The sequence below is a fragment of the Diaphorobacter ruginosibacter genome, assembly GCF_014395975.1.
Taxonomy (GTDB): domain Bacteria; phylum Pseudomonadota; class Gammaproteobacteria; order Burkholderiales; family Burkholderiaceae_C; genus Diaphorobacter_A; species Diaphorobacter_A ruginosibacter.
In genome coordinates, this window is sequence record NZ_CP060714.1 from 2,705,150 (window position 1) to 2,720,052 (window position 14,903).

Annotated in this window: 11 protein-coding genes; 5 read left to right on the plus strand and 6 right to left on the minus strand. The window is 65.4% G+C overall.

From position 1 onward, the window contains the following. Positions 1–25 precede the first annotated feature (25 nt). From lexA to H9K76_RS12210, 3 genes are all read left to right on the plus strand, one after another. Positions 26–712, plus strand: a complete 687-nt coding sequence (gene lexA, locus H9K76_RS12200) for a transcriptional repressor LexA (protein ID WP_187595705.1) — start codon at positions 26–28, stop codon at positions 710–712. A gap of 144 nt (positions 713–856) precedes the next feature. After that, the gene (locus H9K76_RS12205) at positions 857–1,291 is read left to right on the plus strand and encodes a hypothetical protein (protein ID WP_187600815.1); all 435 of its coding nucleotides are present in this window, start codon (positions 857–859) and stop codon (positions 1,289–1,291) included. 187 nt (positions 1,292–1,478) lie between these two features. Then, positions 1,479–1,988 carry a HugZ family pyridoxamine 5'-phosphate oxidase gene (locus tag H9K76_RS12210; RefSeq protein WP_187595706.1) on the plus strand — a complete coding sequence of 170 codons (510 nt, stop codon included), beginning with the start codon at positions 1,479–1,481 and terminating at the stop codon, positions 1,986–1,988. An 11-nt stretch (positions 1,989–1,999) separates the two neighbouring features. Here the strand turns inward: H9K76_RS12210 and H9K76_RS12215 are convergent, their stop codons facing one another. Then, positions 2,000–2,512: a hypothetical protein gene (locus H9K76_RS12215; RefSeq protein WP_187595707.1), complete on the minus strand. Its 513-nt coding sequence runs from the start codon at positions 2,510–2,512 to the stop codon at positions 2,000–2,002. 102 nt (positions 2,513–2,614) lie between these two features. Here H9K76_RS12215 and H9K76_RS12220 point away from each other — a divergent pair, with 102 nt between their 5' ends. Further along, positions 2,615–3,526, plus strand: coding sequence for a bestrophin family protein (locus H9K76_RS12220; protein ID WP_187595708.1), 912 nt, complete (start codon positions 2,615–2,617; stop codon positions 3,524–3,526). 132 nt (positions 3,527–3,658) lie between these two features. Here the strand turns inward: H9K76_RS12220 and hrpA are convergent, their stop codons facing one another. From hrpA to H9K76_RS12235, 3 genes are read right to left on the minus strand one after another with little or no spacing between them, the layout of a single operon-like run. Then, a complete protein-coding gene (gene hrpA / locus H9K76_RS12225; protein ID WP_187595709.1) occupies positions 3,659–7,732 on the minus strand; it encodes an ATP-dependent RNA helicase HrpA in 4,074 nt (1,357 codons plus the stop codon). Between the two features lie 47 nt (positions 7,733–7,779). After that, positions 7,780–8,937, minus strand: coding sequence for an AAA family ATPase (locus H9K76_RS12230; RefSeq protein ID WP_187595710.1), 1,158 nt, complete (start codon positions 8,935–8,937; stop codon positions 7,780–7,782). A gap of 35 nt (positions 8,938–8,972) precedes the next feature. After that, the gene (locus H9K76_RS12235) at positions 8,973–9,812 is read right to left on the minus strand and encodes an RNA ligase family protein (RefSeq protein WP_187595711.1); all 840 of its coding nucleotides are present in this window, start codon (positions 9,810–9,812) and stop codon (positions 8,973–8,975) included. Positions 9,813–10,375: 563 nt separating this feature from the next. Here H9K76_RS12235 and H9K76_RS12240 point away from each other — a divergent pair. After that, on the plus strand, positions 10,376–11,581 hold the full coding sequence (locus H9K76_RS12240) for an MFS transporter (RefSeq protein WP_187595712.1): 1,206 nt from the start codon (positions 10,376–10,378) through the stop codon (positions 11,579–11,581). Positions 11,582–11,616: 35 nt separating this feature from the next. On the opposite strand, the gene H9K76_RS12245 is transcribed toward H9K76_RS12240, so the two are convergent. After that, positions 11,617–13,026 (minus strand): sigma-54-dependent transcriptional regulator, encoded by a 1,410-nt coding sequence (locus tag H9K76_RS12245; RefSeq protein WP_187595713.1) that lies wholly within the window; start codon positions 13,024–13,026, stop codon positions 11,617–11,619. Next, the gene (locus tag H9K76_RS12250; protein ID WP_187595714.1) at positions 13,023–14,879 is read right to left on the minus strand and encodes a sensor histidine kinase; all 1,857 of its coding nucleotides are present in this window, start codon (positions 14,877–14,879) and stop codon (positions 13,023–13,025) included. The genes H9K76_RS12245 and H9K76_RS12250 overlap by 4 nt, the downstream gene beginning before the upstream one ends. Positions 14,880–14,903: the final 24 nt, after the last annotated feature.

Genomic DNA, 14,903 nt, shown 5'->3' on the forward strand with positions numbered 1-14,903 from the left:
CCGACTGTATTGGATGGATCGCACCATGTCCGACAGCCCCAAGCTCACCGCCCGTCAGCAACAGATTCTGGATCTCATCCAGAACGCCATTTCGCGCACCGGCGCGCCGCCCACCCGTGCCGAGATCGCCGCGGAACTGGGCTTCAAGTCCGCCAATGCAGCGGAGGAGCATCTGCAGGCATTGGCACGCAAGGGCGTGATCGAGCTGGTCAGCGGTACCTCGCGCGGCATCCGCCTGCGCTCCGAGACCGTGCGCAACATCAATGCCGCACGTGGTTCCCAGTTCGGTTCGCAATTCAACCTGCCGATTCCAGGCCTGTCCCAGCTCGTGCTGCCGCTCATCGGCCGCGTCGCTGCGGGCTCACCCATTCTCGCCCAAGAACACGTCGACCAAAGCTACATGGTCGAGGGCAGCCTGTTCGCACGCAAGCCCGATTACCTGCTCAAGGTGCGCGGCATGTCCATGCGTGACGCCGGCATCATGGACGGTGACCTGCTGGCCGTGCAGGCCACCACCGATGTGCGCAATGGCCAGATCGTCGTCGCGCGCCTGGGCGAAGAGGTCACCGTCAAGCGCCTGCGGCGTGCAGGCAGCCAGATTGAGTTGCTGCCCGAGAACCCCGACTATCCGATCATCACCGTTCAGCCTGGTGAGCCGTTCGAGATCGAGGGTCTTGCGGTCGGACTGATCCGCAACACCATGCTCATGTAGCCTTTCCCAGCGCCTTTCGCAGGTGGCGGGCGTCTGACGGAGTGTGTTTTCCGTCAACCCTGCGGCAGCGCGCTTTCCGTGTATCTGGCAATCCTGCCTGTGTTCAACCTTTCATGACCACGTGCGTCATGCCGGAGTACCCACATGCGTTCTGCCCTCATCGAACTCACCGCCCTCGCCCAGCCATTCAGCCGCGCCGCACACTGGCTCGCCCGGCATGCCGGCAACGACAGCGTCGTCGTGACCCGCACCGACATCGACCTGTCGGAGCTGAAGCTGCTGGTACGCCCTCGCCTGGGCAAGGTGCGCAGACTGGCCACCAGCGCATCCAACAGCGATCGCATGGCTGACACGCCGGTGCAGGCCAGCCTGCAACTGGCCATCCACAATCCATCGCTGACAACAACAGATTCAGCGCAGCAGCTGCCTTCCCGGCCCGCACTGCGCGTGGTCGTCAAGCCCGATGCATCCGGCACGGGCCGCATGGTGATCTCGGGCCGCATGGCCGATGTCTGTGCGGAACTTGATCGCCTGGCGCGCCAGGAGCGCCTGGGCCGCCACATGCAGCCCTGCGCCTGACCAGCGCCCGAATATCCGCCGGCCTGTGGCACATGACCCGTTGCTGTTGGCCGGCCACACCCCATCAAGCCAGTGAACGAAAGGTTCTGCTGCACATTGCGTGCGAGGAATCTGGTTCACTGGCTTTTCCTGCTGCGGTGTTTCTACAATCGACGGAGCTTCCCTTCACTGGAAAGAGCACTCCGCCATGCCACATGAATCCCGTCTGCAGCGCAGCCTGCGCGAGTTGATCGAGCAACGACGCACTGCGGCGCTTGCCACTTGGTCGCCAGGAGAAGGCGAATGCGAAGACCGTGCACCGCTGGTGTCCATGGTGCCGTTTGCCTGGTGCGCCGAATATGGCTGCATCGTCCTGCACGTAAGCGCCCTTGCAGTCCACACGCAGGCCATGGAGTTGCATCCGGCCGTATCCCTGCTCTTTTGCGCCCCGGAGGTCGAGGGCGAAGGTGTGCATGCGCTCGAACGCGTCAGCCTGCAGGGCGTGGCCTCCACCCCGCCCAGGGAAAGCGCACTCTGGAGCGCCCTGCGCACCTGCTACATGCAGCGCTTCCCCGAGGCGGAGTTCATGGGTGAGCTGCCGGACTTCCGTTTCGTGTGCATCACGCCATCCCGCGCACGGCACGTGGCCGGGTTCGGTGCTGCGCGCGACGTGGATGGGAATGATTTTGTCGCTGCGATGAATGCCACGCCGCAGTGAGCATGAAGGACTCACGCGTCCGGCTCGCCCCCCGCGACATGCGCAGCCACGCCTGCAAACGCCGGATCGGCATGCCCTGCAACACAGCCGCTCACATAGTCCTGCCACATCTGGCCCTGCTGCTCGACCTGGGCAGAGAGGAATCGCTCAAGCATCGGCGCGGCCTCCGAACAGCGCTCATAGGCATAGGGATCGGATCGAAGGCAAGCCGACTTCAGCTGCAGCCAGGCGGCCTCCCGCGTGACCCTGTAGCCCTGCAGGCGCTGCCACTGATGCAGCAACTCGTGCGCGAAGACCCCTGCGACGGCAGGATGGCCGAGCCTGAGCGGCTGCGTCGGCCGGCACTGCTCGAAGCATGCACGCGGCATGGAGATGCGGCCGCCATTCATCGACAGCGCCCGGTGCGTATCGCCGATGCGCCGCAGCCCCAGGCGCAGCCTCGGCTCCAATGCGCCCAGCGAATCGGCAAAGAAACGATGCACGAACAAACGCTCTGCATCGGTGAGTGCGCGGAACCAGAACATGCCCGCAATGTACTGTGATCTACCGTGACATGCGGCGAGGTGCGATGGCAGGACGGCGCACATTGCGGCAGGGCACGGTTTTTTTGATCGACAATACCCGCCATGATCGTTCGCCCCACCCTGCACTGGCTGCGCATGCTGTTCGTGCTACGCGGCTCCGTGCTGCCCATCATCACGCCCCAGCTCCTGGCCGCAACGGGGTTCGCAACGGTGGTAACGGCACTGCACGGCTTCATTCTCGACTGGAAGGTCTCGCTGAATTTCGTGCCGTTCTCACTGATCGGCCTCACGCTGGCGATCTTCCTGGGGTTCAGGAACAGCACCTCGTATGCGCGCTATTGGGAGGCTCGCACACTCTGGGGCGTGGTGCTCATAGAGACCCGCAACCTCATGCGCAACGCCCGGGTGCTGTCCCGCAATCCCGACGCAGCCCACGCCCTGGCGCCGCGCCTGTGCGCATTCGCGCATGCCATGCGACACCAGTTGCGCCGCACCGACCCACGCGCCGACCTGCTGCTGTTTCTCTCGCCCGAGGAAACCCAGCGCGTGGCCAGGTCCCCGTCCCCCGCCAACATGACGGTCGTCATGGCCGGCGAGTGGCTGGGCGAGCGGGTGCGCGATGCCGACATCGAGCCGGCCATCGTTCCCTCCTTTGACCGCTCGCTCTCCGGCCTGACGGCTGCCCTGGGTGGCTGCGAGCGCATTGCGAACACCCCCATTCCGTTCACCTATTCGGTGATCATCCACCGCTGCATCTACCTGTATTGCTTCTGGCTGCCCTTCGGCCTGCTGGACGCGATCGGCCCGATGACGCCCGTGATCGTATGCTTCATCGCCTACACGTTCTTCGCGCTGGAGGCCTTGGGCGCACAGATCGAGGACCCGTTCGGCACCGCCCCCAACGATCTGCCGCTGGAGCACATGGCGCACACGATCGAGGCCGGCGTGCTGGAGATGGTGGACGAGCTGCCTCGCACACAGGCGCCCAGAATCAAGGATTTCGTGCTGCTCTAGGGATCCTCTGCACGAATCGATCGACAAGCAGCTAGTGCGGATCGGGATGGGCTGCAAGGCGAAAACCGCAGGGATAGCCGTAGCTATCGCGAGGATTTTCAACGCCGAAGACCGCCCGAGTCCGGCGGCGCTTCAGTTCTGCAGCTGCGCCCAGACCTTCTCCATGCGCTTGGCACTCACCGGATACGGCGTGCGCAGCTCCTGCGCGAAAAAGCTCACGCGCAGCTCCTCCAGCATCCAGCGGTACTCCTGCATGCGCGCATCCACCTGCCCCTTGCGTTCGGCCACGAGCCGCCAGTAGCGCTGCTCCAGCGGCTTGAGCTCACCGGACTTGGCACCGTCGCGCGCGGGATCCGTGCGGTGCTTGTCGAGGCGAATGGTGATCGCCTTCAGGTACCGCGCGTAGTGCCCGAGCTGGGCCCAGGGCGCGATGGCGATGAAGTTCTTCGGCATCAGGCGCTGCAGCTGTGCACTCGCGTCAGCCGTGGCATCAGCCGCGTTCTTCGTATCCTTGATCTTGCGCTGCGCGGCCGCGTACTCCGCCAGAATGCCGCTCGCCATGCGTGCGACCTCGTTGGCGATCAGCGTGAGGCGCCCCCGGCCATCCTGCACGCGCTGCTTGAATGCAGCTTCGCTCGTGGGCAACGGATCCTGCAGGAACGCGCGATCGATCGCCACGTCGATGATCTGCTCGCGCAGTTCCTCCTGCGTGCCAAGCGGCATGTAGGCCACGGCCATCTTCTGCAGATCGGGAATGTTCTTCTCGAGGTACTTGAGCGCATCCCGGATCTGCAATGCGAACAGGCGGCGCAGGCCCGCGCGGTGCTTCACGGCCGCGATTTCCGGCTCGTCGAACACTTCCAGCCCCACAGCCTCGCCGTGATCGATCAGTGCCGGGAAGCCGATCAGCGTCTGGTTGCCCTTGCCGATTTCCATGAGCTCGGGCAGCTCGCCGAACGACCACTCCTTGTAGCGCGCATCGGCCTGTTGCTGCGGTTTGTGAGGCGCCTGAGCCTTCGGTGCCTCCGGCTTCTGCGCCCTCGCCGAGGGTACCGCTGAAGGAGCAGGCGCGGACACGGAACCCGGCGCGGCGCCTGGCACAGCGTCGGCCTTCCCGCCTGCTTCATTACCCGCTACACGCAACGAAGCCAGCGCCTGGAACGCGCCGCGTGCCTTGGCGCCGAGCTCGGACTTGAGCGCCCCCAGGTTGCGCCCCTGCCCCATCTGGCGGCCGTGTTCGTCCGTGATGCGGAAATTCATGAACAGATGCGGGCTCAGCATGTCGAGCTTGAAATCGGCGCGCTTGATGTCCAGCGATGTTTCGTCCCGTGCCTGCTTCAGCAGCGCATCCATCAGGCTGCCCTGGCCGAATTTCTCGGGTGCCAGGAACAGGTCCGCCAGGCGTTGCGCGTTCTCCGCCAGCGGCACAAAGCGGCTGCGCGGGCGCTGCGGCAGACTCTTGAGCAGTGCCTGTATCTTGTCCTTGAGCATGCCGGGAACCAGCCACTCGGCGCGGTCCTCGCTCACCTGGTTGAGCACGAACAGCGGCACGGTCACCGTGATGCCATCGCGCGCATCACCCGGGCTGTGCAGATAGGCAGCCGAGCAATCGACGCCGCCGAGCTTCACGGTCTTGGGAAATGCCTGCGTGGTGATACCCGCGGCCTCATGCCGCATGAGTTCGTCGCGCGAGAGGCGCAACAGGTCGGGGTTGCCTTTTCCGGCGTTACGGAACCACTTGTCGAAGGTCGCGCCGCTGAATACCTCCCTGGGGAGCTGCTGATCGTAGAACGCATAGATGAGCTCGTCATCCACCAGCACGTCCTGGCGGCGGCTCTTATGTTCGAGCTCCTCCACCTTGCGCACCATCTTGAGATTGGCGGCAAGGAACTGCCAATGCGTCTCCCACTCGCCCTCCACCATCGCCTGGCGGATGAACAGCTCGCGCGCGGTCTGAGGATCGACCCGCCCGTAGCTCACGCGGCGACCGTTGTATACGACAAGCCCGTACAGCGTGGCCCGCTCGTAGGCCACGACGTCGGCCTGCTTCTTGGACCAGTGCGGATCGAGCAACTGCTTCTTGAGCAGGTGCGCGCCGATCTCCTCCAGCCATTGCGGCTCGATCGCGGCAATGCCGCGGCCGTAGAGGCGCGAGGTTTCCACCTGCTCGGCCGCCACGATCCAGCGACCGGGTTTCTTCGACAGATGCGCGCCCGGGTGCGGGTAGAACTTGATGCCGTGCGCGCCCAGATAGGAGTCGCTCTCCTCGGCCTTGTAGCCGACGTTGCCCAGCAGTCCGGACAGCATCGACTTGTGGACCTCCTCGTAGCCCGCCGCCTCCTGGTTCACGAGCCACTTCTGCTCCTTCACCACGGTGAGCAGTTGCGAATGGATGTCGCGCCACTCGCGCACGCGGCGGATGTTGATGAAATTCTGGCGCAGCAACTGTTCCCACTGGCGGTTGCTGATCTTGTGGCTTGCCGGCTGTGCTTCGGCGGGATCGTAGACCGCCGGCCTTTCCTCGGCGGGAGCCTGTGCACTCGCACCGCCGCTGCGCTGCGAGACCGGCAGGAATGCCGCATTGCGGCCCAGTGCCTTCGGCGCCGCACTCTGCTCTACCATTTCCTTGCGCGTCTTGGCCACGACCTTGCCGCCGCGGGCATCGTCAAGCCATTTCCACAGCCTCAGATAGCCGGTGAACTCGCTCTTCTCGTCATCGAACTTGGCATGCTGCTGGTCGGCCTGCTGCTGCGCTTCCAGGGGCCGGTCGCGCACATCCTGCACGCTCAGGGCCGACGCGATGATGAGCACCTCGGCGACCGCACCGCGCTCGCGCGCTTCAAGAATCATGCGGCCCACGCGCGGATCGAGCGGCAGGCGCGAGAGCTCCTTGCCCATGGGCAGCAACTGGCCCTGATCGTCCACCGCGCCCAATTCCGCGAGCAGCTGATACCCATCGGCAATCGCCCGGCCCGAAGGCGCCTCGAGGAACGGGAAATGCACCACGTCACCGAGCCCGAGCGACTTCATGCGCAAGATCACCCCGGCAAGCGAGGAACGCAGGATTTCGGGATCGGTGAAGCGGTCGCGCGCATCGAAGGCCGCCTCGTCATACAGGCGGATGCAGATGCCGTTGGCCACACGGCCGCAGCGGCCCGCACGCTGATTGGCAGCCGCCTGGCTGATCGGCTCGACCAGCAACTGCTCGACCTTGCTGCGGAACGAATACCGCTTCACGCGCGCCGTACCGGAGTCGATCACGTAGCGAATGCCCGGCACGGTGAGCGAGGTTTCCGCGACGTTGGTGGCCAGCACGATGCGCCGGCCCGTGTGGCCGTCGAAGATGCGGTCCTGCTCGGCCTGCGACAGGCGCGAGAACAGCGGAAGCACCTCGGCGCTGCGCAGCACGGGTGAGTGCTGCAGGTGCTTGCGCAGGTGATCGGCTGCCTCGCGGATCTCGCGCTCGCCCGGCAGGAACACCAGGATGTCCCCATCCTTGCCTCCTGCCCAGAGCTCGTCCACGCCTTCGGCGATCGCGTCGTTGAGGTCGAAGTCCTTCTTGTCCTCGAATGGTCGGTAGCGCATCTCCACGGGGTAGGTGCGTCCCGAGACCATGATGACCGGCGCGGGACCGCTCTTTCCTGCGAAATGCCTGGCAAAGCGATCCGCGTCGATGGTGGCCGAGGTCACCACCACCTTCAGGTCGGGGCGCTTCGGCAGGATCTGCTTGATGTAGCCCAGCAGGAAGTCGATGTTCAGGCTGCGCTCGTGCGCCTCGTCGATGATCAGCGTGTCGTAGGCCTTGAGCAGCGGGTCGGTCTGCGTCTCGGCCAGCAGGATGCCGTCCGTCATCAGCTTGACCGATGCCCCCTTGTGCAGCGTGTCCTGGAAGCGCACCTTGTAGCCGACCACCTCGCCCGGGGGCGTGTTCAGTTCCTCGGCAATGCGCTTGGCCACGGACGAAGCTGCGATCCGGCGCGGCTGCGTGTGGCCGATGAGATGGCCGCGCACGTTGCCCTTGTCGTCCGGCGTCGCATTCACCTTGCCACGGCCGAGTGCCAGCGCAATCTTGGGCAACTGCGTGGTCTTGCCGGAGCCCGTCTCGCCGCAGACGATGATGACCTGGTGGCGATCCATGGCCTCCATGATTTCTTCACGGCGGGCGGATACGGGGAGTGACTCGGGGAACGTGATCTGCAAAGGCATAAGGGGGCGAATTATCCCAGCGTCGCCCATTTCCGGTTGGAACATGTCTATTTCCCTTCCCTGTCGCTGTTCACCAGCAGCGAGAGCGCATGCGCCTCGGTCGGCGTGGGTGCCTCCCAGCGGTGCAGCATGCCGAGCAGCGCCGCGTTGGTCAGCGTGGTGTCCCGAGCCCGGTTGCGCGCGAGCAGTTCGCCCCGGGTGGCCTCGAGGTGCACCAGGCGCACCGTGGCGCCATAGTCCAGGCACAGGTCCACCGACTTGCCGCGCATCTGGCGCGACAGGTGCGTGGCATTCCACACAAAGCGCTCCCGGGTGCGCAGCAGGGACCTGGCCTTGTCGATCGCGCGGTGCGCTGCCGCACCGTCGTTTTCGCCATGTTTCAAGCCCAGCTCGCTGCGCGCATCGTCAAAGGACACCACGGGCCAGCCCTTGCACTCGCGCTCGACCCAGGTGTTCTTGCCGCTTGCGGGCAGGCCGCACATCACGATCACCTCCGATCCCGGTGCTTCGTGCAGCGCATAGTCCGGATGCAGCTGCGCGCCACGGAAATAGCGCACGGCGGTCTCGGCCGAAGCGAACGCACGCGGCTTGCGCAGGCAGTCCTCCTCCCCGGCCATCTCGCGCACCAGCTCGATGTTGACCAACACCTGTCCCACATCCGGACAGACGCGGCCCAGGATGTCGGCGCGCGCGAGCATGGTGAGCAGGTGCAGGTCCGCGAGCCACGACAGCTCACGCACGATGAACTCGGGCGACTGCCCGCGCCGCGAATCCGCGAACGCAAAGAACGGCACCTGGTGGACCGAGATCAGCCGGCAGATGGCCTCGCGCTGGAGCACGGGCGCACCGGCCTCCCACAGGGCGATGCGCGCATCCACCGCGCCCTTGCGCGAATGGCCAGGCTGCGAGATGCGGCCATCATCGGCGATGACCGTGGTCGAGCACTTGGCCACGTCGTGCAGCAGCGCGGCAAAGAACACCGTCTCGCGGTCGTGCGGATCGAGCTGCGCGTAGTGCTCGTCCTCGAGCAGTGCGCGCAGCACCATCTTCGTATGCTTCCACACGTCGCCCTCGGCGTGGTAGATGGGGTCCTGCGGCGTGGTCTTGGCCAGTTCCAGTTGTGGAAAGGCATCGAGGCAGGCGGCAAAATCGACCTCGGCGCCGGGTGGCGGCGCAAGGGTCTGCATGTTTTTCCAGTTCCACATGGGAATCTCCTCAAGGCCCGAGCGGTCCGTGCCGCTCAGCGCCATGTCTTGTCGATATCGCCCGCAAAGATGTCCACGCCCTCGCGCAACCCGTTGGGCACGATGGGGCGTTCGCTGTGATGCGAGCCTGAATTCAAAATCACCTGGACAAAGTCCGCGCGCACGAACTTGTAGCGTTCGAGCGTCCGGCCACCCTCCTCCACCTTGATGTAGAGGCCTTCGGAGCAATCGGACGGATCGGTCTGCCGCCAGCACAGTTCCCGGTCGAGTTGCTGACGCCGCACGGCCTGCTCGAACGCATGGCGCCATTGCGCGCTTCGCGCAAGCGACGGCCCGATGAGTGCGAGCAATTCCTGCAGGCGCCTGGGCGCCGCACCGCTGAAAAGCACGGGCACCGATACAACGGGCAGCTCGGCCAGCAACGCGTGGCGCATCGGCGTATCGAGGAAACCACCGGCGCTGCGATCCCAGATGTCGAACTCGCAAAACCAGTGCGGCAGCGCGTCGTAGAACACCGAATGCTTGGCGAACAGCCATTCGCCATACATCACGTAGCGGTCGTCGAGACGCCGCATCAGCGCCGTTTCGTGCGCCTGCGCCCATTGCTTGAAGGCATTGAACTGGCGCTCCCGCCCACCCATCTGCTCCAATTGCAGATAGTGGCCGCGCGACTGCAGCAGCAGACTGCCATCGGCAGAGAAACTCAAGGCGGCGTTGGCGCCATCGAGCTTTTCCTCCACCACGATGTGGCGGCCGGCGAGCCGTTCGTAGGGTACGCAATCGTTCTGATCGCCGGCCTGCAGGCGCGAGCCCTGCAGATGCGGCGTGCGTGGGTATTTCAGGATATCCAAGTTGAAAAGATGGTTCGAGGTCATGTTGTGCTTTCTGTGGGTTCCGAAGGGAACGAGAGAAAAGAAAAGCCAACGACTCACGACAGGCGCCGCAATGAAGCGAGGACGGTCAGGCAACGCAATGAACCACACGCAATCCGTCGTGCGGAAACCATCGGCAGCTTGAATGGAACGTGTTGACAGGAGCGCCGGGAAGCAAGGGAATCCGGCAATCCATCGACCACACACCGCAGCGCACACGCAAGAGAGAATCCGGCCCGAGGATGGAAGGCGGCGGATCAGCGTGTGACGAAGTCGTTCAGCAGGAACGTGTGCGGCGGGACATGGTGCACCTCTTGAGGGTGAGGGTTCAAAGGAAGCCGCAGAGTTTAGTGCGGCACGCTCAGGCAAGGCAAGTGGATGCAGAACTCAGCGCCTGCATTTCCATTCCTTCGTGGCGAAAACACATCAATCGGGTCGAACCGGGGCCGTCGGTTTCCTGCTGCGCGCAAAAGATATAAGCTCCTACTAATAAATACGCCCGCGGCACACACGACAAACCACTCGACAAATGATCGCGGGCGCCCATCACACAACAGCCTTCGCTCATGAACGATACGAACACCGCCGCTGCGCCAGAGCGCCGCAATCTCGGCCTGCTGGTTGCCGCGCAGTCCCTTGGCGGTGCCTCCCCGCCCATCATCATTTCCCTGGGCGGGCTGGTCGGGCAGCAACTGTCCTCCAACCCTTCGGCCACCACGCTGCCGGTGAGCCTGTACCAGTTGGGCCTGGCGCTCTCCACCCTGCCCGCCGCATGGCTCATGCACCGCATGGGGCGGCGTATCACCTATGTGGTCGGCGCGATGATGGGCGCCCTGTCGGGAGCCATTGCGGCCCAGGGGATTGCGCAATCGAGCTTCGAGATGTTCTGCATCGGCACGGCGCTGGCCGGCTTCTATGCAGCCTGTGTGCAAAGCTACCGCTTCGCGGCCGCCGACGCAGCGGGGGGTGATTCGGCGCGGCAGGCGCAGGCGATCTCGCGCATCATGATCGGCGGGCTGATCGCCGCCATCATCGGTCCGCAGGTCGTGATCTGGACGCGCGACTCGCTGCCGGCCACGCCGTTTGCCGGCAGCTTCTACAGCCAGGCCGTGCTGGCACTGCTGGCATTGCCTTTCGTTGCCTTGCTGCACCTGCCCAGGGCCCAGACCAAGGTGGTTGCGGGAGAGGCGCGGCCGCTCTCCGAGATCGTTCGAACCCCCAAGTTCATCGTCGCCGCCTCGGCCGGCGTGGTGAGCTATGGACTCATGTCGTTCCTCATGACGGCCGCGCCCATGGCCATGGTCGGCTGCGGCCACACGGTGGGCGAGGCAGCGCTGGGCATCCAGTGGCACGTGCTGTCGATGTTCGTGCCGAGCTTCTTCACCGGCAGGCTCATCAACCGTTTCGGCAACCGCGCCATCACGTCGCTGGGCCTCGTGATGATTGGCGCAGCCGGCGTGCTGGCACTGCTCGGGCTGGACCTGTTCCATTTCTGGGGCGCGCTGATTCTGCTGGGCGTGGGCTGGAACTTCGGCTTCATCGGCGCCACATCGCTGGTCACCGAGTGCTACCGGCCGCCCGAGCGCGCCAAGGTGCAGGCGCTCAACGACTTTCTGGTGTTCGGCACGGTGGCGATTGCCTCGTTCGGCTCGGGCCAGTTGCTGCACACCGTGGGCTGGAACGGCATCAACACGGGCATGCTGCCGCTCGTGGCAGTGGTGCTGGTGCTCCTCGGCCTGCAGAGCCGCAAGCTCAGGGACGCATCGAATTGAGCACCTGCTCGAGCGCCTGCCTGAGTGTCTGTTTTCTACTTGAGACCAAGCCGCCCGAGCTTCTTGATCAGCCCCACGCGCGAGATGCCCAGCACGCGCGCGGCCTCGGACTGATTGCCGCCGGATTGCTCCATCGCCTCGCGGATCATGCGGGTCTCGAGCTCCTGGATCGCCGCATCGAGCGAACCCGCACCGCCTTGCGCAGCGGCGTGGGTCTTGTCGTCGGTGGCAGGTTCCGGCAGTTCGGTGAGTTCAGTGGTTTCGCCGCTGGCAAAGCGCAGCAGCTCGGCATCCACCAGGTGGCTTCCTGCCAGGATCAGGGCACCTGCAGACTCCACCACGGCCTTCAGCTGCCGCACATTGCCCGGCCAGTCGCGTGACTGCAGCCAGGTGATCGCATCGGCGGAAAGACGCGCATCGGGCGCCACTTCGTGCAGGAAGCGCGCAGCCAGCAGCGGAACGTCGGCACGACGGTCGGACAGCGCGGGCGTGCGCAGCACCATGCCCTTGAGACGGTAGTACAGGTCCTCGCGGAAGCTGCCGTCGCGCACCATGGCATCGAGGTCACGATGCGTCGCCGCCAGCACGCGCACGTCGGCGCGCTTTTCCTGGCGTCCGCCGACCGGCATGAAGGTGCCCTCCTGCAGGAAGCGCAGCAGCTTGACCTGCATGAGCGGCGGCATCTCGCCCACCTCGTCGAGAAACAGCGTGCCGCCGTGCGCGATCTCCACCAGCCCCGGCTGGTCGCGGTGCGCGCCGGTGAAGCTGCCCTTCAGATGGCCGAAGAGTTCGCTCTCCAGCAGTTCGGCCGACAGCGCGCCGCAGTGGATGATGCCGAACGGCCCGTCGCGCCGCGCACTGCAATGATGCAGTGCGCGCGCCACCAGTTCCTTGCCCGTGCCCGTGGGGCCCAGCACGATCAGGTTCACCGAGGTCGCACCCACGCGCCGCACCATCGCGCGCAGCTGCTGCATCGAGGCCGTCTGCCCGATCAGCCCCATTTCGTCGGGCTGCTGGTCGGCGCGGGATGATTGCAGCTCGCGCAGTTGCGCATCGAGCCGCGCCTTGTGCATCGCGCGCATGACCACCATGCGCAGCAGGTCGGGGTCGATGGGCTTGACCAGAAAGTCCCACACGCCAAGCTCCACCGCACGCAGCGCAAACTCGCGGTCGCCATGGCCGCTGAGCACGACAACTACCGACGAGGCGAAGCGCGGTATCAGCGAAAGACCCGCTTCGGGGTCCATGCTGGGCGGCATGGCCAGGTCCAGCAGCACGACCTGCGGTGCATCGTTTTCGAAGGCCTGCAGTGCCTCGTCCACGTCGCCGGCCACCGAGACGCGGTAGCCCAATTGGCGCAGGAACGAGGCCCCGAGGCGCTGGTAGGCCGGCTCATCGTCCACCAGAAGGATATGGCCGGTCGTGCTGGAACTGGTGTTGCTCATGATGCCGCCGTGGGATGCATTGGAAAATTCAATGTGAAACAGGTGCGCCAGGGCGCGCGTTCGCTCAGGGCGGCGCTGCCGCCGTGCGCGGCCATGATGCGGGCGACGATGGCAAGACCCAGCCCGGTGCCGCCCGGGCTGCGCGAGGCAAAGGGTTCAAACAGACGCTCGCGCAGGTCGGCGGCGATACCGGGGCCATCGTCACAGACGTGAAGCAGCACGCCGCCATCCACACGCTCGGCATCCACCAGAACGCGCTGCTGGCCTGCCCCGTGCCTTGCCTGTCGCGCATTCGTGAGCAGGTTGACCACCGCCTGGTCGAAGCGCACGGGGTCCACGCTGGCGATGAATTCGCCCTGCAGACTGGTGCCCAGTTCTACATCGGGCATGCGCCGGATCAGCGTGCGCATGCGGCTTGCAAGGTCGATCTCCAGCGGCTGGATCTGCCAGGGTTTGGCGTAGTCCAGCAGGTCTTCCGTGAGCCGCGAAATGCGCGCGATCTGCTCACCCACTTCCTGCCGCGTCTCCTCGGGCGACAGCGCCACCGCCATGGCGATGATGTTGAGTGGGTTGCGCAGATCATGCGCCACCGTGGTCGCGAGCGAGCCCAGTTCCGCAAGACGCGCCTGCAACTGATGTTCGCGCTCGCGCTCACGGGCCCGCTCCGCATGCTCGACATGGGATGCTGCGTCGGCCAGCACCGAACCAAAAAGCTCCGCCAGATGACGCTGGCCGGGCGGCGCCTCGTCAAAGCCAGCGAGCCGTGTCTCCCAGCCGCTGTCCGCCGCGCGGGAACACACCAGTGCGGGCATGGGCTCCACGGGCTCAGTAGAGGACACGGTCGAGGGCTCGGGCGGCCGAGGCATCTGAGGCACCACCAGCACCTGCACTTCCAGGCCCATGCGCCGCGACAGCAGAGCGGCCGCCTCCGCCTGCAGCTCGTCCAGCGAAGCCGTCCGGCTCAGCGCCGCGCGCCAGTCGCGCAGATCGTCGGCGGAAGGCGTTCCGCCCGGATACACCAGCCGCGCGGCAAAGCTCCACACCGGCCCGCGCAGTGCCAGGCACACGGCGGCCACCGCGATCGCCACCACCCAGCGGGACTCGAACGGCAGCATCACGGCAAGCGGCACCACCAGCACACCCGATGCCATCAGAATGGCCGACGCCAGCGCGCGGCGCGCCCAGACGTTGGCGACGAAGACGCGGTAGCGAAGAATGCCGTAGACCAGAATCACCGGATAAGCCGGTGCGGCGAGCACCTGCCATGGATAGATGGGAATCTGCAATGCGGCGAACGCATAGCCCGACATCGCCATCAGCCCCCAGCCGCACGACATGGCCACGGCCGCGATCTGCCGCTGGCGCTGCGCCGAGGCCGCATGGAAGAACGCCATCAGCAGCGCCAGAATGCCCAGCGCCGCAAGGCAGGCCCAGACCAGACTCGTCATCCAGCCGACGTGGTTGGGCACCACCACCCACTCCACGCCGGTGAACGGCGCAAAGTGCTCGAACGTGCCGGGCGAGCGCAGCAGCGCATGCAGTGCTGTGACCCCGGCCCCCGCATAGGCCGCGTAGATCCAGCGCCGGTCGATCGGAGAGTGGCAGAAGATCAGGCAGAAATGCAGAAACGCCGCCGAGGTCAACGGCAGCGTGGACAGCAGCGCCATCGCAAGAGGCGCGGTTGCAATCCCAAACCAGTTGGGCAGCTCGTTGCCGACGATCCAGGTCGCCACGCCCATCAGGAACACCACCAGCAGGCGCGCGCCCTGGACCTGCTTGGCCCACACCAGCAGCACGATGCCGAGCGCCAAGGTTTCCAGCAAGGTCAGAAAAAGTGCAACGTGAATAGCCATGGGCAGCACTGTAAACGGCGTTGA

Coding starts and splice junctions, on each gene's coding strand:
- H9K76_RS12245 (WP_187595713.1), bottom strand. CDS start 13,026: ATGAGCAACACCAGTTCCAGCACGACCGGCCATATCCTTCTGGTGGAC.
- H9K76_RS12215 (WP_187595707.1), bottom strand. CDS start 2,512: ATGTTCTGGTTCCGCGCACTCACCGATGCAGAGCGTTTGTTCGTGCAT.
- hrpA (WP_187595709.1), bottom strand. CDS start 7,732: ATGCCTTTGCAGATCACGTTCCCCGAGTCACTCCCCGTATCCGCCCGC.
- lexA (WP_187595705.1), top strand. CDS start 26: ATGTCCGACAGCCCCAAGCTCACCGCCCGTCAGCAACAGATTCTGGAT.
- H9K76_RS12250 (WP_187595714.1), bottom strand. CDS start 14,879: ATGGCTATTCACGTTGCACTTTTTCTGACCTTGCTGGAAACCTTGGCG.
- H9K76_RS12220 (WP_187595708.1), top strand. CDS start 2,615: ATGATCGTTCGCCCCACCCTGCACTGGCTGCGCATGCTGTTCGTGCTA.
- H9K76_RS12240 (WP_187595712.1), top strand. CDS start 10,376: ATGAACGATACGAACACCGCCGCTGCGCCAGAGCGCCGCAATCTCGGC.
- H9K76_RS12210 (WP_187595706.1), top strand. CDS start 1,479: ATGCCACATGAATCCCGTCTGCAGCGCAGCCTGCGCGAGTTGATCGAG.
- H9K76_RS12235 (WP_187595711.1), bottom strand. CDS start 9,812: ATGACCTCGAACCATCTTTTCAACTTGGATATCCTGAAATACCCACGC.
- H9K76_RS12205 (WP_187600815.1), top strand. CDS start 857: ATGCGTTCTGCCCTCATCGAACTCACCGCCCTCGCCCAGCCATTCAGC.
- H9K76_RS12230 (WP_187595710.1), bottom strand. CDS start 8,937: ATGTGGAACTGGAAAAACATGCAGACCCTTGCGCCGCCACCCGGCGCC.